The 17861-nt window shown below is 63.4% G+C and carries 14 protein-coding genes; 11 read left to right on the top strand and 3 right to left on the bottom strand.

The window, feature by feature from the left end:
• Positions 1 to 247: 247 nt before the first annotated feature.
• On the bottom strand, positions 248 to 565 hold the full coding sequence (locus JF545_RS15990) for a c-type cytochrome (protein WP_206943721.1): 318 nt from the start codon (positions 563 to 565) through the stop codon (positions 248 to 250).
• A 417-nt stretch (positions 566 to 982) separates the two neighbouring features.
• On the opposite strand from JF545_RS15990, the gene hemN reads away from it, so the two are divergent.
• The 3 genes from hemN (at position 983) to JF545_RS16005 (ending at position 5581) form a co-directional block, all read left to right on the top strand.
• Positions 983 to 2368, top strand: coding sequence for an oxygen-independent coproporphyrinogen III oxidase (hemN, locus tag JF545_RS15995; RefSeq protein ID WP_206943723.1), 1386 nt, complete (start codon positions 983 to 985; stop codon positions 2366 to 2368).
• Between the two features lie 234 nt (positions 2369 to 2602).
• On the top strand, positions 2603 to 4714 hold the full coding sequence (locus JF545_RS16000) for an adenosylcobalamin-dependent ribonucleoside-diphosphate reductase (protein WP_206943725.1): 2112 nt from the start codon (positions 2603 to 2605) through the stop codon (positions 4712 to 4714).
• Positions 4715 to 4795: 81 nt separating this feature from the next.
• Positions 4796 to 5581, top strand: coding sequence for a ribonucleoside-diphosphate reductase (locus JF545_RS16005; protein ID WP_206943727.1), 786 nt, complete (start codon positions 4796 to 4798; stop codon positions 5579 to 5581).
• Between the two features lie 350 nt (positions 5582 to 5931).
• On the opposite strand, the gene JF545_RS16010 is transcribed toward JF545_RS16005, so the two are convergent.
• Both JF545_RS16010 and JF545_RS16015 read right to left on the bottom strand, forming a co-directional pair.
• Positions 5932 to 7428 carry a CoA-acylating methylmalonate-semialdehyde dehydrogenase gene (locus JF545_RS16010; protein WP_206943728.1) on the bottom strand — a complete coding sequence of 499 codons (1497 nt, stop codon included), beginning with the start codon at positions 7426 to 7428 and terminating at the stop codon, positions 5932 to 5934.
• Between the two features lie 217 nt (positions 7429 to 7645).
• Positions 7646 to 8926, bottom strand: coding sequence for an aminotransferase class III-fold pyridoxal phosphate-dependent enzyme (locus JF545_RS16015; RefSeq protein WP_277987401.1), 1281 nt, complete (start codon positions 8924 to 8926; stop codon positions 7646 to 7648).
• Positions 8927 to 9354: 428 nt separating this feature from the next.
• Here JF545_RS16015 and JF545_RS16020 point away from each other — a divergent pair, with 428 nt between their 5' ends.
• The 8 genes from JF545_RS16020 to JF545_RS16055 all read left to right on the top strand — a co-directional run bounded on the left by JF545_RS16020 (position 9355) and on the right by JF545_RS16055 (position 17705).
• Positions 9355 to 10131, top strand: a complete 777-nt coding sequence (locus JF545_RS16020) for a FadR/GntR family transcriptional regulator (protein WP_409995511.1) — start codon at positions 9355 to 9357, stop codon at positions 10129 to 10131.
• 131 nt (positions 10132 to 10262) lie between these two features.
• Positions 10263 to 11456: an ABC transporter substrate-binding protein gene (locus JF545_RS16025; protein ID WP_206943734.1), complete on the top strand. Its 1194-nt coding sequence runs from the start codon at positions 10263 to 10265 to the stop codon at positions 11454 to 11456.
• A gap of 57 nt (positions 11457 to 11513) precedes the next feature.
• Entirely contained in the window at positions 11514 to 12374 is an 861-nt protein-coding gene (locus tag JF545_RS16030) for a branched-chain amino acid ABC transporter permease (RefSeq protein ID WP_206943736.1), read from the top strand.
• A gap of 1 nt (position 12375) precedes the next feature.
• Positions 12376 to 13401 (top strand): branched-chain amino acid ABC transporter permease, encoded by a 1026-nt coding sequence (locus JF545_RS16035; protein ID WP_224851947.1) that lies wholly within the window; start codon positions 12376 to 12378, stop codon positions 13399 to 13401.
• Positions 13398 to 14174 (top strand): ABC transporter ATP-binding protein, encoded by a 777-nt coding sequence (locus JF545_RS16040; protein WP_206943738.1) that lies wholly within the window; start codon positions 13398 to 13400, stop codon positions 14172 to 14174. The genes JF545_RS16035 and JF545_RS16040 overlap by 4 nt, the downstream gene beginning before the upstream one ends.
• Positions 14174 to 14869, top strand: coding sequence for an ABC transporter ATP-binding protein (locus tag JF545_RS16045; RefSeq protein ID WP_206943740.1), 696 nt, complete (start codon positions 14174 to 14176; stop codon positions 14867 to 14869). The genes JF545_RS16040 and JF545_RS16045 overlap by 1 nt, the downstream gene beginning before the upstream one ends.
• A 110-nt stretch (positions 14870 to 14979) precedes the next feature.
• Complete coding sequence (locus JF545_RS16050) at positions 14980 to 16281, top strand: Zn-dependent hydrolase (RefSeq protein WP_206943742.1); 1302 nt, start codon at positions 14980 to 14982, stop codon at positions 16279 to 16281.
• Positions 16278 to 17705, top strand: a complete 1428-nt coding sequence (locus JF545_RS16055; RefSeq protein WP_206943744.1) for an amidase — start codon at positions 16278 to 16280, stop codon at positions 17703 to 17705. Before JF545_RS16050 ends, JF545_RS16055 begins: the two co-directional genes overlap by 4 nt.
• Positions 17706 to 17861 lie beyond the last annotated feature (156 nt).

The following is a 17861-nucleotide window of genomic DNA, read 5'->3' on the forward strand; positions in this document are numbered from 1 at the left end:
CTTTGTGACACCCGACACGGTCATCAGCGGCTTGCGCCGCATGGCTATCCGCCTCGTGCCTCCCGAAAGGCCCATGTGCCAGCAGGCCGTGGGTGATAGCCGCCATTGTGAGGCAGGCATCATGGCGGTGGTGGTCGTCATGTGCTGGCACGAGAGCCCGGCCTGGCTGAGGGTTGCCGGTACTGCAGGACACCGGAAGCTAGAGAGAACGCTTCGCTGGGTGGCCTAGCAGCCTAGAGACCTGGTGTCAGGGCGTCAGTGAGGAGTAGTAGGCGGCAATATCGGCGATGTCTTGATCGGACAGTGCAGCCGCCTGGGGGGCCATGATGGCGGACATGCCGCCGCTGCGCTGGCCGTCGCGGTAGGCCTTCAGCGCGCCTTCCAGGTAGGGCGCATTCTGTCCTGCCAGGTTGGGATAGATGGGGCCAGTGGCCTTGCCATCGGTGCCATGGCAGGCGGCGCAGGCCCCGACCTTGGTTTCACCGGCGGCGGCGTCGCCCGCGGCGTGGGCAGTAACACTGAACAGACAGGCGGCGCCAAGCGCGGCCAGGGGGAACCATTTCATGATGAGCGCTCCTCGGGATTGGGTCTGCGGACGGGCAGCGTGGGCAAAGCATGCCACGCCGCCAGCCGAGTCTGTCCGGGGTCGTTGTGTCGGCAAGCCAGAGCTGCCGGCAACCCTTGGGACTCTCGAGTATTGGAGCGCTCAGCGACAATACCCTATGACGCTGGTCAACTTTCGCTAGGGAGAGGTAGTCGCTACGCACTATGCTTGATGGGGATCAAGGGAATGAGACAGGCATCATTGCGGTGGCGACCGTCATGCGCTAGCACCAGAGACCGACCTGCTTGAGGGTGACGTCCTGGTACTGATTTGATGCAGATCATGTCTGGCTTCGTCTATCGGAGCCAAGCCGAGATGACGTGAGACAATGCCGACAGATGCCGCCGTCGGGCGGTCGTGTCACGAGAGGCCTTGTCGATGTCATCCGATGTATTGCCGTTTCAGCGCAGCCTGGTCGAAAAGTATGATCGCCCCGGCCCGCGCTACACTTCCTACCCCACCGCGCCGAATTTCCATGCGGACTTCGGTGTCGATGACTACCGACAGGCGGTACAACGCAGCCAGCAAGGAACGCCAAAGCCGCTCTCGGTGTACGTGCACGTGCCCTTCTGCGAAAGCCTCTGCTACTACTGCGCCTGCTCCAAGATCATTACCCACAATCGCGAGCGTGCCGCCGAGTATCTGGAGCTGCTCAAGCGCGAGATCGCCCTGCAGGCCGAACTGTTCGATGGCCAGCGTGAACTGGCTCAGCTGCACCTGGGCGGTGGGACCCCTACCTTTCTGACTAACGCTCAGTTGGCTGGGCTGATCGACAGCCTGGCGCAACACTTTTCCTTCGCCCCAGTGTCCCGTCGTGAATTTTCGCTGGAAGTGGACCCGCGCACGGTAACGCCCCAGCAGATACATGAATTGCGGGCCATGGGCTTCAATCGGTTGAGCTTCGGCATTCAGGACTTCGACCCCCTGGTACAGAAGGCGGTGAATCGGCTGCAGAGCGAGGCCCAGGTAGCGGCGCTGATGGATGCCGCCCGGGAGGCGGGCTTCGCCTCGGTGTCGGTGGATCTGATCTACGGGCTGCCGCTACAGACCCGCGACAGCTTCGATACCACGCTGGCCAAGGTGGTGGCGCTCAGGCCCGATCGTATAGCCGCCTACAGCTATGCTCACCTGCCGTCGCTGTTCAAGGCGCAGCGGCTGATCCGTGACGAGGATATGCCGCCGCCTGGGCGTAAACTAGAACTGCTCGAGCTGACCATCGAGCGGCTGACCCAGGCGGGCTACGTCTATATCGGCATGGATCACTTTGCCTTGCCCGAGGATGAGCTCAGTCTGGCCCGTGAGAATGGCACCCTGCAGCGCAATTTCCAGGGCTACTCGACCCATGCCCAGTGCGACATGATCGGCCTGGGGGTGACGTCCATCGGCAAGGTGGGCGATGCCTACAGCCAGAACGTCAAGACCACCGCCGAATACGCCGAGCACCTTGAGGCCGGGCGGCTGCCGGTGCTGCGTGGGTACCGCTTGACCGCGGAGGACCAGCTGCGCGCAGAGCTGATTACCGCCCTGATGTGCCACGGCGAGGTGCGCTTTGCCGAGTTTGAAGATCGTCATGGTATCCACTTTCAGCAGCACTTCGCGGCGGCGCTGAACCAGCTGGAAGAGATGCGCGAAGACGACTTGATCGAGATCAAGCAGGACGCACTCAGGGTACGCCCGGCAGGCCGGCTGATGATGCGCAATCTGGCCATGGCCTTCGATGCCTACCTGGTGGCGGAAAGTGGGCGCTTCTCCCGCACCGTCTAGGATGCGCCGGACGGTTGGCGTCCCCGCCAGGTCTTCGCCGGTCCTGGCGTGACCGTTTATGCGCCAAAGGCAATTTAAAAACTGGGCCTTCCGTGTCCGGTTTTTTCGTTTATATTGTGCCGCCGGCCAAAAATTTAACTATATCTAGTAGAGCGCTCGACCTTGGCCGTAACGCGCGTCGACGCCCTTGTTACCTCGTTTCTTTGCCGGCAATTTCATCGGAGACATGTGTTCATGACCACATCCGCCAAGGCCGCGGCCCTGTCGCAGGAGGTCCCCATGCAGGGTCCCTCGTATGATATCTGGGATGCCAAGTACCGCTTGAAGGATCGTCACGGCCAGCCCGTGGATGGCGACCTCCAGGCCACCTGGGAGCGCGTGGCCAAGGCGCTGGCTGCTGTAGAGGGCGAGGCCGCTGACACCTGGTTGCCAAAGTTTCGCTGGGCCTTGGAAAACGGTGCCGTACCGGCGGGCCGGATCACCTCCAATGCCGGCGCCGAGGGCTACAAGCCCGCCGTCAGCCTGATCAACTGCACCGTGTCCCGCACCATCCGCGACTCCATGCATGACATCCTCGACAGCGTGGTGGACGCCGGCATGACCCTCAAGGCCGGCTGCGGCATCGGCTACGAGTTTTCCACCCTGCGCCACAAGGGAGCCTTCGTGTTCGGTGCTGGTGCCGGCACCAATGGCCCCCTGGCGTTCATGGATATCTACGACAAGATGTGTTTCACCGTAGCCTCCGCCGGGGGACGCCGGGGCGCTCAGATGGGCACCTTCGACGTTGGCCATCCCGATGTGCGCGAGTTTATCGAGGCCAAGCGTGAAGCCGGTCGACTGCGCCAGTTCAACCTCAGCCTGCTGATTACCGACGAGTTCATGGAGGCGGTGAAAGAGGACGCCGACTGGCCGTTGGCCTTCCCCCTGCACTCAGGCGAGAAGGGCGATGTCGAGGACAAGGACCTGATCTATCGTGACTGGCCGGTGATCGAGGACGGCTATACGGTGGACGCCGAAGGCCGCGTGGCCTGCCGCGTGGTCGAGGTGATCAAGGCGCGCGAGCTGTGGGACACCATCATGCGTTCCACCTACGACTACGCCGAACCTGGCTTCATCCTGATCGACCAGGTCAATCGCATGAACAACAACTGGTTCTGCGAAGAGATCCGCGCCACCAACCCCTGTGGGGAGCAGCCGTTGCCACCGGAAGGGGCCTGCCTGCTGGGCTCGATCAACCTGACTCGCTTCGTGATCGACCCGTTTGGTGAGGCGCCGCGGTTTGACTGGGACAAGTACCGCCAGGTGGTCGCCGTTTTCACCCGCATGCTCGACAACGTGGTCGAGATCAGCGGCCTGCCGCTGTCCGGCCAGCGTCGCGAGATCGAGGCCAAGCGCCGCCATGGTATGGGCTTTCTGGGGCTGGGATCGACCATGACCATGCTCAAGATGCCCTATGGCAGCGCCGAATCGCTGGTCTTTACCGAGGAAGTCAGTCGGGTGTTGGCCGTGGAGGGCTGGAAGCAGGCGCTGGAGCTGTCCCGCGAGAAGGGCATGGCGCCGATTCTCGAACAGGAGTTCGAGCTGACCCCCAGGATGCTGCGTGAACGTCCAGAATTGAGCCGCGATGGTTACGAGGCCGGCGACAAGGTGCCAGGCCGCATCCTGCATGCCCGCTACAGCCGTTATATGCAGAAGATCGCCGAGGTCGAGCCTGAACTGGTGGCGCAGCTGGCCGAGCATGGGGCGCGCTTCACCCATCACTCCTCGATTGCCCCCACTGGCACCATCAGCCTGTCGCTGGGCAATAATGCCTCCAACGGTATCGAGCCGTCGTTCTCTCATCGCTACTTCCGTAACGTCATCCAGGCGGGCAAGAAGACCAAGGAGCAGGTCGAAGTGGTGTCCTTCGAGCTGGCCGCCTATCGTCACTTCATGCACGCCGAGGCGGTAGAGAGCGACCTGCCGGATTACTTCATCACCGCCGATGCGGTGACCCCCAAGCAGCACGTGGCGGTGCAGGCCGCCGCCCAGGCTTGGGTCGACTCGGCGATCTCCAAGACGGTCAACGTGCCCACCGACTTTGCCTTCGAGGCGTTCAAGGATCTGTATCTGGACGCCTACCAGAGCCGCCTCAAGGGCTGTACCACCTTCCGCTTCAATCCGGAGGCCTTCCAGGGCGTGCTGGTGCGCGAGGATGACCTCAAGAACACCACCTACGTGTTCGAGCTGGAGAACGGCGAGACCCTCGAACTCAAGGGCGACGAGACGGTGATCTACGACGGCGAGGAGCACAATGCCGCCAACCTCTACGACGCCTTGAAGGAGGGGACCTATGGCAAGTGGTAACGCCTGGGGCGAAAGGTCGTTGCGTAGTGGCCGGCGCCTGTGGGCATCGCGTCTGAATCATCTTTGTGGAGGAGCCTGCTGATGGCTGTCGAAATCACATCCAAGATCGTGGGCTACCGGGTCAAGAGCGAAGAGGCCGCTGCGGCCCCGGTGCCGCCCCCTCTGCCTGAAGAAAACCCGCTGACCATGCGCATTCCCTCGCGCCCCGAGGGGACGCTTGAGGCGGTGTCCGAGAAGATTTCCTACGTCGGCGCCGAAGGCCGCAAGAAGGTCTACCTGCTGGTGTCGTTCATGCCGGTGGAAGGGGTGCTGAACGGACAGCGCGTGATCATCGAGCGCCCGGTGGAGTTCTTCTTTCCCTCCGGTCAGCTGTCCAGCGAACACCAGTGGATCACCGCCACCATGCGCAGCCTGTCGCTGGCCGCCCGCGGCGGCTACGTCACCCAGGCGGTGGCCGATCTGCGCAAGGTGGCCTGGGACAAGGGCCTGGTGCGTTGCGGCATGAACCGCTGGAACAAGCCGATGTTCCACGACTCCGAGGTTGCCGCGATTGCCTGGTCGATCCAGCAGATCCTCTATCGCCGCGGCTTTCTCGATATCGACGGCAACCAGATTCCGGTAGAGGAGCTGGTCAGCCGTTATGCCAAGCGTCAGGCCTCTGGCCACGGCTGGTTCCCTGCCGAGGTCGAAGAAGATGTCGCTGCTGGCGCCGTCGAGCCACTGCAAGACAAGCCCGTCGTGGATGGCGCAGGTGAAGGCGCCGGCCCCGCGGTGGTTGGCCACTGCCCCGAGTGTCGCGGCGAGCTGATCATGATGGACGGTTGCCCCACCTGCTACGCCGGCTGCGGTTGGTCAAAGTGCGGCTAGTCGAAGTGCGGCTAAACAAAGCGCGGCTAAAGCAAGGTATGGCCAAACGATGACCCAACTATAGCCAAACCAGGCATGACTCATTTGGCGTCATGGCCGTCGCCGCCGTTGCGACGCTGACAGGTAGCAGGTGAACGTGGCTTTCCGCGAGCGAACAGCAAGCCTGACGAGAGGGTAGTGCGCCGACAAGGGTGTGGATAAGTGTGCGGGCTGGCTGTGAATAAGCGTGTGGTAATCGGTGGAAGGGCTGTGCAAGGGATCTGTTCGCCGCTCGGCGTGGAGTGACAATAGCGTGTGACGGCAAAAGAAAACGGGCCCCTGAGGGCCCGTTGTTGTATCGAATGCCGGGGTTACTGTCCGCCGGAGGGAAAGTTGAACTCTGCCTTGGCGGTCTCGAAGGAGGATGGCCAGCGCTGGGACACGGCCTTGCGGCGAGTATAGAAGCGCACTGCGTCAGGGCCGTAGGCGTGCAGGTCACCAAACAGCGAGCGCTTCCAGCCACCGAAGCTGTGGCTTGCCACCGGTACCGGCAGCGGCACGTTGATGCCGACCATGCCAACCTCGATGGCATCGGTGAAGCGGCGCGCCGCTTCACCGTCACGGGTGAACAGGCAGGTGCCGTTGCCGTACTCGTGGGCGTTGGTCAGGTCGATGGCTTCATCCAGGCTCGATACCCGCACCACGCACAGCACCGGGCCGAAGATTTCTTCTGCATAGATGGTCATCTGCGGGGTAACCCGGTCGAACAGGCAGCCGCCGACGAAGAAGCCGTCTTCATGGCCTGGCACCACCAGGTCGCGCCCATCGGCGACCAGGTCGGCGCCTTCCTGAATGCCCTTCTCGATATAGCCGAGCACCTTGTCACGATGCTGGGCGGTGACCAGGGCACCCATGTCCAGGCCCTTGTCGGTGCCGGGGCCGATCTTCAGCGCGGCGATCTTCGGCGTCATCGCCTCGATCAAGCGATCGGCGGTGTCATCGCCGACACACACCGCCACGGAAATGGCCATGCAGCGTTCGCCAGCGCTGCCGAAGGCAGCCCCCATCAGGGTGTTGGCGGCATTGTCGATGTCAGCGTCGGGCAGCACGATGGCGTGGTTCTTGGCGCCACCGAGGGCCTGCACGCGCTTGCCGCTTTCGGCGCCACGGCGGTAGATGGTTTCGGCGATGGGAGTGGAGCCAACGAAGGAAATGGCCTTGACGTCGGGGGCATCCAGCAGCGCCTCCACGGTCTCACGACCACCTTGCACGACGCTCATGATGCCCTGGGGCAGGCCCGCCTCTTCCAGCAGCTTGGCGACCGCGACCGCTGCGGAGGGGTCCTTTTCGGAAGGCTTGAGGATAAAGGCGTTGCCGCAGGCAATGGCCATCGGGTACATCCACAGCGGCACCATGGCCGGGAAGTTGAACGGCGTGATGCCCGCGACGACCCCCAGCGGCTGAAAGTTGGAGAACGCGTCAATGGAGGGGCCCACGTTGTGGGAGTATTCGCCCTTGAGCAGTTCCGGTACGCCGCAGGCGTATTCCACGTTCTCGATACCGCGCTTGAGCTCGCCCATGGCGTCTTCGACGGTCTTGCCGTGTTCCTCGCTGATCAGCTGGACCAGACGCTCGGCGTCACGCTCCAGCAGCGCCTTGAACCGGTACATCACCTGAGCGCGCTTGGCTGGCGGGGTGTCGCGCCAGGCCGGGAAGGCGGCCTTGGCTGCCTCGATGGCGGCCTGCACGGTGGTGGCATCGCCCTCGGCCACCTGGCGGATGGTAGCGCCGGTGGCGGGATTGGTGACCGGCAAGGTGCGGCTGGACTCCAGGTCCTGGCCATTGATCCAGTGACTGACGTATTCCATTGAAGACCTCTTGTCTTGAAGGGTGATGTCTGGACGCTGGGTCCAGCGACGATATCGGTGTGAACAGTGGCCACAGGCAGGCATGACACCTGCCTGTGGATAATGCTGTGAATGATGGGTGTAAAGGTTGTCCACAGGCTGTCGATGTGGCGTGGATAACCGTTCTTACCACTCACCCGTCAGCGCTGATGTTTGCCCCCTGGGGCGCTCAATGTGCTTACGCCAGGCGGTCGAGGGTGGTGGCCACGGCGTCGAACAGTCGCTCGAGCTCAGCCTCTGTGGTGCCGAAAGGAGGACCAAACTGCAGGGTATCGCCGCCAAAGCGCACGTAGAAACCCGCTTCCCACAGGGCCAGATGTGCGTCCCTTGGGCGAATGCTCGGGTCTCCGTCCCTTGGTGCCAGCTGAATCGCTCCGGCCAGGCCATAGTTGCGGATATCGACCACATGGGGGCGACCCTTCAAGGCATGCAGACGGTCCTCGAATGCGGGGGCGATGGCCCTGACCTGGCCGGGAAAGTCTTCCCGCTCCAACAGCTCCAGCGACGCCAGGGCCGCGGCACAGGCCACCGGATGTCCGCTGTAGGTGTAGCCATGGGTGAATTCGATGGCGTGCTCGGCACCGCCTGCGTGCATGAAGGTGTCGAAGATCTCGCTGGACGCAATCACCGCGCCCATGGGCACCGCACCGTTGGTGATCTGCTTGGCCACCGTCATCAGGTCTGGCGTCACCCCGAAGGCCTCGGCTCCGGTACGGGCACCGCTGCGCCCGAAGGCGGTGATGACCTCGTCGAAGATCAGCAGGATATCGTGGGCCGAGCAGATCTCGCGCAGACGATCCAGATAGCCCTTCGGCGGAACGATGACGCCGGCGGAGCCTGACATCGGTTCGACGATCACCGCCGCGATGTTGGAGGCGTCGTGCAGGGCGATCTGCTCGAGCAGGGCGTCGGCCAGCTCTGCCCCGGTGTCGGCCTGGCCGCGGGTGAAGGCCAGTGACGGTTGCAGGGTATGGGGCAGGTGGCTGGCGTCCATCAGCTGGCCGTAGTGCTTGCGGTTGCCGCCGATCCCGCCAAGGCTGGTGCCGCCGACATTGACCCCGTGGTAGCCCTTGGCGCGGCCAATCATGCGGGTCTTTTCCGGGCGTCCCTTGAGGCGCCAGTAGGCCTTGGCCATCTTCAACGCGGTATCGGCGGACTCGGAGCCAGAGTCAGTGAAGAACACATGGTCGAGCCCCTTGGGGGTCAGACTGGCGACCTTTTCCGCCAGCTTGAAGGCCAGCGGGTGGGACACCTGGAAGCTCGGCGCATAGTCGAGGCTGCCTAGCTGCTGGGCCACCGCCTGTTGAATCTCGACCCGGTTGTGACCTGCGCCGCAGGTCCAGAGGCCTGACAGGGAATCAAACAGCCGACGCCCGCGATCGTCGATGAAGTAGCGACCCTCGGCCCCGTGGATCAGCCGAGGGTGAGCGTGGAAGTCCCGGTTGGCGGTGAACGGCATCCAGTAGTGATGGTTCAGGTCGCTGTTATCCGCTTTCTCTGCGGTGGCGTCGGGGCGAGTCTCCAGAGTGTCGAAGGTCAGCATGGTGGGTCTCCTGTCAGCCGCCTGGGGCCGGGGCCTGGTTGTCATGGCCTGTCGTTGTCGTGGTCTAGCTGTCTTATCTGGTCTGTCTTGTCCGGGCTGTCTTGTCCGGGCTGTCTTGTCCGGACTGTCTAGGTCAGGCTAAGCGCCGAGCGGTGATAGCCGGATGGTCGTGACATAACGGCAGCATGGCGTCTGTAGAAAGTTGATAAAACACCACTCTGTTTTCGCTTAGGTAAGTAAATCTAAACGTAATTGGGTCTGCTGGCGTTGGCATAAATTGACTTGACCAATTCGCGCATTGGGACTAATCCTTATATTTATTCGAATAAATGACCGAGATGCCCGTGCCGACTTCTTTTCCCCAGCGCCGTCAGAAGCTCGCCGACCTGATCTGCGAGGACATCAAGCAGAAGATCGTGATGGAGAACCTGTCGCCAGGGGACCGGCTGCCCAACGAAAAAGCCCTGATGGAGCGCTATGAATGCGCCAAGGGCACGATTCGTGAGGCCCTCAGGGTGCTTGAGGTGGAGGGGCTGGTAGTGCTGAAGACGGGGCCAGGCGGTGGCGCGATCATCCGAGAAGTGACCATCGACCCGGCCTGCCGCGCCCTGCGCAACTTTCTGCACTTTCAGCACGTGGATGGCAGCCAGGTCTATCAGCTGCGTCGGATGGTAGAAGTGGAGGTCGCGGTAGCGGCCATGGATCATCTTGATGAGGCCGGACGTGAGCGGCTGCGTGACAACATCGCCCACTGCCAGCGGCCCCATGAAGATGAACTGAGCCAGCGCCAGCACCGCATGCTGGAGCTCGAGTTCCACAACATTCTGGCGGAGTACTGCCCCAATCCGCTGCTGCGTTTCATGAGCACCTTTCTCAACGATCTACTGCGCGACCTGGTGGTGATCAAGAAGGCCTATCGGCCGGAACGTCATGCCTTTGATGAGTCCAACATTCGCTACCACATCGCCCTGATGGAAGCCTTTGACAACGGTGACCGTGAAGCGGTGCGCCGTCTTATGTTCGAGCACATGTGTGATGCCGAGCACCACATGTCGGCCCTGGAAGGCGAGATGGCCAACCAGTTTCTGGTGTCGCCCGAGGTGCTGGGCGAAAGCGGCTGATCCCGTTTAGCCCGATCCGGCGACGGCCCACAGCGACCTATAACAACAACAGCGTCCCTTATAACAACAATGTAGCCACCCACGTCAGCGACCCCTCATCCACTCCGATGACGTCGACAAGAGGAATAACAATGACAGTGCGCAAGACACCCCTTCTGCTTTCCGCCCTGGCCCTTGGACTCGTGGCCCAGCCGTTGCTGGCCCAGGATCAGGAACCACTGACCTTCTACGGCGTGAAGTCGCTGTCTGGCGCCTTCGCCAGCTATGGCAAGTACGCCGAAATGGGGTCTCGCCTGGCAGTGGAAGAAGCCAGAACGTCCCTGGGACGTGATATCGACTACGTCAGCCTGGACACCGAAGGCAATGCCGGCCGGGCCATCCGCAAGGTGCAGGAAGCCATCAACCAGGATGGCGCCCGCTTGTTCAACGGCGCCACCCTATCCTCCACCGCATTGGCGGTAGGCAAGGAAGTGGCTGGCGTCGAGGGGGTGTTCATGACGCCTGCCGGCGCCGACGAACTGACCGGCACCGAGTGCAACGCCTCCACCTTCCGCTGGTCGGTGCCGACCTACGGCGCCATTCGCGAAACCCTGGTGCCGTTGATGGAAGCGCTGCCCGAGGCCAAGCGGTTCTATACCATCACCCCGGAATATGTGTTCGGCGAGGCACTGCTCGACAACGCCAAGGCCGTCTTCGAGGAAGCCGGTGTCGAGCACGTGGGGAACAGCTATCACTCGCTGCAGGAGCAGGAATTCTCCGGCTACCTGACCAACGCCATGGCGGCCTCTCCTGATGTACTGGTGCTGCTCAACTTTGGCGCCCAGTCCTCCAACGCCCTGCGCCAGGCACGCAACTTCGGCCTCAATGATCAGATGGATATTCTGATGGTGTGGTCGGCGGGCCTGGACCAGTTCGAAGAGCTGGGTGCCGCCAATGTCGAAGGCATCTACTTCGGCGCCCAGTACTGGCACGAGGTGGATACACCCTTCAACAACGAGCTGGTGGCAGCGGTGCGCGACGCCTATGACATCACGCCCACCTATCCGCTGGCAGCGGACTACACCATGACGCGGGTGATGCTGGAGGTCGCCGACCAGAGCGGGGCCAGCACAGGTCCGGCACTGATCGAAGCCCTGGAGGGGTACACCTATCAAGGGCCGACCGGCGAAGAAACCATCCGAGCGTCTGACCATCAGGTCATCAAGGATTACTACCTGCTCCAGGGCAAGGCTCAGGACGAGATGGACGATGACGATGACTATGCCGACGTGATCAGCGCCGGCCAGTCCTTTGTCGCCCCCGAAGATTCGCCCTGCCAGCTGTAAGGCAGCCCTCGTCCGTCTGCCGGGGGCGCCGCCCTCGGCATTCCAGGAGCCGCGACCATGCTTAATGTCTATCTGTTCCAGGTCCTTAACGGCCTGGGGCTCGGGATGATCTATTTTCTGATTTCGGTGGGATTGACGCTGATCTTCGGCCTGTTGAACTTCGTCAACTTCGCCCATGGAGCCTTCTTCCTGGTCGGCTCCTACCTCTGCTACACCCTGGTCAGCCTGACCGGCAACTTCTGGCTGGCCCTGGTGGCGGGACCGCTGTTGGTCGCGCTGCTGGCCTGGGCGCTGGAGCGTAGCCTGATCCAGCGTATCTACCACTTGCCGCATACCTTTCAGATCCTGGTGACGCTAGGCATCGCCCTGATCATTCAGGAACTGTCGATCATGATCTGGGGGCCAGTGGGCAAGAGCATTCCCACCCCGGAAGCCCTGCAGGGCGTGGTGCGCATCGGCAACTTTGCCTACCCCTACTACCGACTGTTCCTGATCGGCTTCAGTGCCCTGGTTGCCGTCGTGCTGTGGCTGCTGCTGGAGCGGACCCGTTTCGGCGCCCTGGTCCGGGCCGGCAGCGAGTCCACCGAGATGGTGTCGCTGCTGGGCTCCAACATCTTTCGTCTGTTCTCGGTCACCTTTGCCTTGGGAGTGGGCCTGGCGGGATTGGCCGGGGTGCTGTCGGCTCCCCTGCGCGGGGCCCATCCGTTCATCGGCCCAGAGGTTCTGGGGCTGGCGTTCGTGGTGGTGGTGATTGGCGGCATGGGCTCCTTCAGTGGTGCCCTGGTGGCGGGATTGATCGTGGGCGTGGTGCAGAGCCTGATGACCTCGCTGTGGCCACAAGGCGCAAGCCTGATGATCTACGCCGCCATGGCGGTGGTGATTCTGCTGCGTCCCCACGGACTGTTCGGGAGAGCATGAGATGATGACCAAGACTCTGGAACCTACCAGCACCGCCGCGCGCCCAAGCCGGTTCAAGGGCCGCCTGGGAGCGGGGACGACGTTGGCCATGCTGGCGGTGATGGTGCTGCTGCCGGTGGTGCTGCCGTCGGCGACCCTGGCGACCGAGATTCTGATCTTTGCCATGGCCGCGCTGGCCTGCAATCTGCTGCTCGGCTTCACCGGTCTGCTGTCCTTTGGCCAGGCCATCTTCTTCGGTGCAGGGGCCTATATCAGTGCCCTGGCGATGATCCACCTCAATGCCGGGCTGGTCGGTGCCCTGTTGATTGCGGTGGTGGTGGGCGCCGTGCTGGCGCTGGGTGTCGGCATGCTGTGCATCCGTCGCAAAGGCATCTACTTTGTGATGCTCACCCTGGCCCTGACCCAGATGGCCTACTTCCTGGCCTACACCTTGAGTGACTGGACCGGTGGCGACAACGGCCTGCTCGACGTGCCACGTCCCCCCCTGGCAGTGGGCGACACCACCCTGATCAGCTTCGACTCACCGCTGGCCTTCTATGCGCTGGTTGCGGTGCTGTTTGCGGTCATCTACGTGGTGGCACGACGCATCACCGACTCACCCTTCGGCAGCACCCTGCTGGCGATCCGCGAGAACGAACAGCGCGCCTCGGCGCTGGGGTATGACACCCGGCTGTTCAAGGTCATGGTGTTCGTGCTGTCCGGGGGAATCACCGCCCTCGCCGGTGCCCTTTACGGCATGCTGCTGAACTTCGTGCCGCTGTCGAACATCGAGCTGTTGATGTCCGAACAGATCCTGATCATGACCATCATCGGCGGCACCGGCTCGCTGTTCGGCTCACTGCTGGGCGCCGGCGCGATCGTCTTGCTGGGTGATCTGCTGTCATCGATCTGGCCGCGCTGGATGCTGCTGCTCGGGGTGGCCCTGATCGCGGTGGTGATCTTTATGCGAGGTGGTTTGTGGGGCGGCCTCTCCAGCCTGCTGGAACGTCGTAGCAAGCGCACCGATGGCAAGGAGGGCGACCAATGACCACGCAAACCTCGCGTCCCGGCGCCGACACTCTGCTGGAAACCCGTGACCTGGTGCTCGCCTACGGGGCCTTCCACGCCGTGGATGGTGTCAACCTGCGTATCGGCAAGGGCAAGATCCATACCGTGATCGGGCCCAACGGGGCAGGCAAGACCAGCCTGTTCCACTGCCTGACCGGCGAGCGACGTCCCAGCGCTGGCAAGATCCTGCTGGAGGGGAGAGACATCACCCGCGAGCCAGCCCATGGCCGAGTGGGGCTTGGCATGTCGCGCTCGTTTCAGGTGACCAGCCTGTTTCAGGAGCTGAGCGTGCACGAGAACCTGCGGCTGGCGGCCCAGGGGGTCGACGGTTGGCGCGCCCTCAATTTCTGGCAACGCCTGAACAAGCGTCGCGAGCACCTGGCTCGAGCGGACGAGATTCTCGAACGCATTGGTCTGTCAGGCCGTGCCGGGGTGGCCGCGGGCGAGCTGTCCCATGGCCAGCAGCGCATTCTCGAGGTCGGCATGGCGATCTGCCCGCGACCACGCCTGCTGTTGCTCGATGAGCCGACCTCAGGGATGGGCATCGACGATATCCCCAGCATGACCACGCTGATCGGCGAGCTGGGCCGAGACCACAGCATTCTGTTGATCGAACACAACATGAGCATCGTGATGTCGATCAGCGACACCATCACCGTCATGAACCGGGGGCAGGTGCTGGTGGAGGGCGACCCCCACAGCGTGCGCAATGATGCCCGTGTCAGAGACGCCTATCTGGGAGAAGCCGCCTGATGCTCGAGTTGACGGATATTCACAGCTATTACGGCAAGAGCCACGTCCTGGAAGGGGTATCGCTTACGGTCGGTGAAGGCGAGCTGGTGACGCTGCTGGGACGTAACGGTGCAGGCAAGACCACGACCTTGAAAAGCATCATGGGTCTGGTCGATACGCCGACCGGCAGCATCAGCCTGCGAGGCACGCCGCTGCTTGGCCAGGCACCGTTCCAGATTGCTCGCCAGGGCGTGGCGCTGGTGCCGGAGCATCGTGGCATCTTCAGCATTCTCAGCGTCGAAGAGAACCTGCAGATCGCCGTTCGCCGCGGCAGTCGCTGGCAGATGGAAGATATCTTTCGCTGGTTCCCCCGCCTCGAGGAGCGGCGACGCAATCGCGGCAACGCTCTATCCGGCGGCGAGCAGCAGATGCTGGCGATTGCCCGGGCGCTGCTCAACGATCCCCAGATCCTGCTGCTGGACGAGCCCACCGAGGGCCTGGCGCCAGTCATCGTCGACGAGATCGTCAAGATCCTCAAGGCCATTCGCGGCGAGGGACTGTCGGTACTGCTGGTCGAACAGAATCTGCGGGTCTGCGAAGAGGTGGCCGATCGCCACTACATCCTCGAACAGGGCCAGATCGTCTACACCGGCAGCGCCGATGATTTTCGTGACGATCCCGCGGTACGTGACCGTTATCTGGCCCTCAGCGCCTGACCTGGCGACGCCCCGGCTGCTGCGTTCGGCTGGGGCCACGCTACGCCCTCAGGACCCAGCGTCACCGCTCCCCTGGGGCGCTGAAACAGCACAATGACAAGGATACTCTGATGACAGCAACCGTCACTTCCCCGGCAGCCGCAGCGACTGCCACCCTGGCCTGCGATGGCGAGCGCCTGTGGGCCTCACTGATGTCCCTGGCAGAGCTGGGCGCCACTCCCAAGGGCGGCGTCAATCGCCAGGCCCTGACCGAGCTCGACCGCCAGGCCCGTGACCTGTTTATCGGCTGGTGCCAAGCGGAGGGCATGAGCGTGCGTATCGACGCCATCGGCAACATCGTGGCGCGTCGCGAGGGCAGTGAACCTGACCTGCCGGCGGTCATGACCGGCAGCCATATTGATACCCAGCCCACCGGTGGCAAGTTCGATGGCTGCTTCGGCGTGCTGGCGGGACTTGAGGTCGTCCGTACCCTCAATCAGCATGCCATCACCACCCGTGCGCCCATCGACGTGGTCGCCTGGACCAACGAAGAAGGCTGTCGCTTTCCGCCCTGCATGATGGGTTCCGGAGTCTATGCCGGCCAGCTGGGTCTGGACGACATGCTGTCTCGCCAGGACGACGCTGGCGTCAGCGTGGGCGAGGCCCTGGATGCCATCGGCTATCGTGGTAGCGATCGGCTGGACCCCTCTGCGGTCAAGGCCTACTTCGAGGCGCATATCGAGCAAGGGCCCCTGCTCGAGGATACCGACACCACCCTGGGAGTGGTCATCGGTTCACTTGGCCAGAAATGGTTTGACCTGACCCTGACCGGCGTCGAAGCCCACGCCGGACCGACGCCCATGCATCTGCGCAAGGATGCGCTGGTGGGTGCCGCCGAGATTACCATCGCGATCAACCGCATGGCGCGCGACGCGGCCCCCCACGGGCGCGGTACGGTCGGTGTGATGCAGCCCCATCCCGGGTCGCGCAACGTCATTCCTGGGCAGGTCAAGATGACCGTCGACCTGCGTCACCTGGACCCGCTGACCCTTGAGACGATGGCGACCCAGCTGGCTGAGGTGGTGCAGGAGGTCAGCCAGCGTCATGGTCTGGCGGCAGAACTGACGCCCACCGCCGACTTTCCGCCGGAGGCCTTCGACGATAGCTGCATCGAGGCCGTGCGTGCCGGTGCCAAGGCCCACGGGCTCAGCCATATGGATATCGTCAGTGGCGCGGGCCACGACGCCATCTTCGTGGGACGGGTGGCGCCGGCGGCGATGATTTTTGTGCCCTGCAAGGATGGTATCAGTCACAACGAAAGCGAGTATGCCAAGCCGGAGGAGCTCAAGGCCGGCTGCGATGTGCTGTTGCACGCCATGCTCGAGAGTGCCGGTGATGGCAGTGCTGCCGCTGACCAGGGAGGCCAGGCATGAGCCATGAGGCTGCAGTGACGACCGGCCTGGCGGCGGAGCTTGCTGATCTGGGAGCGACCCAGGCGCTTGAGGCCTATCGCCGCGGCGAGTGCACGCCCACCCAGGTCATCGCAGATTGCCTGTCGCGCATCGCCCGCGACAACCCACGGGTCAACGCTTTCTCCCATGTGGCTGGGGACGATGCCCTGGCGGCCGCCGAGGCGTCGACCCTGCGCTGGCAACAGGGCAGACCGTGCGGGCCATTGGACGGCGTGCCGGTGACCATCAAGGACCTGACGTTGACCCAGGGCATGCCGACGCGGCTGGGCTCACGTACCAGCGATGCCCATGCTCCTGCCGCTGTCGATGCCCCGGTATCGCGCTTTCTGCGCGAGGCCGGCGCCATCATCGTCGGCAAGACCTTGTCGCCGGAATTTGGATGGAAGGGGGTGACCGATAACCCGCTGCATGGCATCTGTCGCAATCCCTGGGATACCAGTCTGACCCCAGGGGGCTCGTCGGGAGGAGCCGGGGCGGCGGCGGCGCTCAACCTTGGCATGCTGCATCAGGGGAGCGATGCCGGTGGCTCGATCCGTATTCCCTGCAGCTTTACCGGCACCTTTGGCATCAAACCTACCTTTGGCTGGGTGCCCCAGTGGCCCTCCAGCGCCATGAGCACCCTGTCCCACTTGGGGCCCATGACCCGCTCTGTGGAAGACAGTGCCCTGATGATGCGCTTGCTGGCACAGCCGGACAGCCGCGATGGCTATGCGGGGCCGCGTTGCCCCATCGACTGGCAGGCGCCGCGGCCTGATCACCTGCGCGGCGTTCGGGTCGCGATCAGTCTCGACCTTGGCTATGTCGAGGTAGCGCCGGACATTCGCCAGGGCGTCATCCGCGCCGCAGCGCTGCTGCAGGACCTGGGCGCCAGTGTCGAGTGGGTCGATCCGGGGTTCGCCGATCCCATCGAGACCTTCAATACCCTGTGGTTTGCCGGGGCTTCCCAGGTGCTGGAGAGACTCGATGAGTCGCAGCAGGCCATGCTGGATCCCGGTTTCCTCGAGATCGCCCGACGCGGCACCGGAATTTCCCTGTCGCAGTATCTGGCCGCCCGTCGTCATCGCAGCGAGCTGACCGCCGCCATGGGGGAGTTCCATCAACGCTATGACCTGCTGGTGACTCCGACCATGCCGATCTCGCCGTTTGCCGCCGGACACAACGTACCCCCGGGCGGGCCTTACCGGGAGTGGATGGACTGGACCCCCTTCACCTACCCCTTCAACCTCACCCAACAGCCCGCCGCCTCCTTGCCCTGCGGGCTGGACGAGCAGGGACTGCCGATGGGGCTGCACCTGGTCGGGCCGAAGTTCGCTGATGACCGAGTGATGCAGGTGGCGGCGCTGCTGGAGTCACGTCTGCCACGCCTGACACCGCCGCGTCCCTGACCCAGGCCTTTATCCAGGTATTGAGCTTGACCTGCCTCAGCCACCGCCTTTTCCTCCAGGGCGTTGGCGGCGCTGGATGGGTCCCTTGCACGCCAAAGGCCCGGCCGTCTGATCGACGGCCGGGCCTTTGGTCTTAGCTGTCCAGCCGTTGGCGCG

The sequence above is a fragment of the Halomonas litopenaei genome, assembly GCF_017303055.1.
GTDB classification, from domain to species: Bacteria; Pseudomonadota; Gammaproteobacteria; order Pseudomonadales; family Halomonadaceae; genus Halomonas; species Halomonas litopenaei_A.

Excerpts from the sequence above, each read along its gene's own strand:
- JF545_RS15990 (WP_206943721.1), bottom strand. The coding sequence starts at position 565 with ATGAAATGGTTCCCCCTGGCCGCGCTTGGCGCCGCCTGTCTGTTCAGT.
- hemN (WP_206943723.1), top strand. The coding sequence starts at position 983 with ATGTCATCCGATGTATTGCCGTTTCAGCGCAGCCTGGTCGAAAAGTAT.
- JF545_RS16000 (WP_206943725.1), top strand. The coding sequence starts at position 2,603 with ATGACCACATCCGCCAAGGCCGCGGCCCTGTCGCAGGAGGTCCCCATG.
- JF545_RS16005 (WP_206943727.1), top strand. The coding sequence starts at position 4,796 with ATGGCTGTCGAAATCACATCCAAGATCGTGGGCTACCGGGTCAAGAGC.
- JF545_RS16010 (WP_206943728.1), bottom strand. The coding sequence starts at position 7,428 with ATGGAATACGTCAGTCACTGGATCAATGGCCAGGACCTGGAGTCCAGC.
- JF545_RS16015 (WP_277987401.1), bottom strand. The coding sequence starts at position 8,926 with ATGCCGTTCACCGCCAACCGGGACTTCCACGCTCACCCTCGGCTGATC.
- JF545_RS16025 (WP_206943734.1), top strand. The coding sequence starts at position 10,263 with ATGACAGTGCGCAAGACACCCCTTCTGCTTTCCGCCCTGGCCCTTGGA.
- JF545_RS16030 (WP_206943736.1), top strand. The coding sequence starts at position 11,514 with ATGCTTAATGTCTATCTGTTCCAGGTCCTTAACGGCCTGGGGCTCGGG.
- JF545_RS16035 (WP_224851947.1), top strand. The coding sequence starts at position 12,376 with ATGATGACCAAGACTCTGGAACCTACCAGCACCGCCGCGCGCCCAAGC.
- JF545_RS16040 (WP_206943738.1), top strand. The coding sequence starts at position 13,398 with ATGACCACGCAAACCTCGCGTCCCGGCGCCGACACTCTGCTGGAAACC.
- JF545_RS16045 (WP_206943740.1), top strand. The coding sequence starts at position 14,174 with ATGCTCGAGTTGACGGATATTCACAGCTATTACGGCAAGAGCCACGTC.
- JF545_RS16050 (WP_206943742.1), top strand. The coding sequence starts at position 14,980 with ATGACAGCAACCGTCACTTCCCCGGCAGCCGCAGCGACTGCCACCCTG.
- JF545_RS16055 (WP_206943744.1), top strand. The coding sequence starts at position 16,278 with ATGAGCCATGAGGCTGCAGTGACGACCGGCCTGGCGGCGGAGCTTGCT.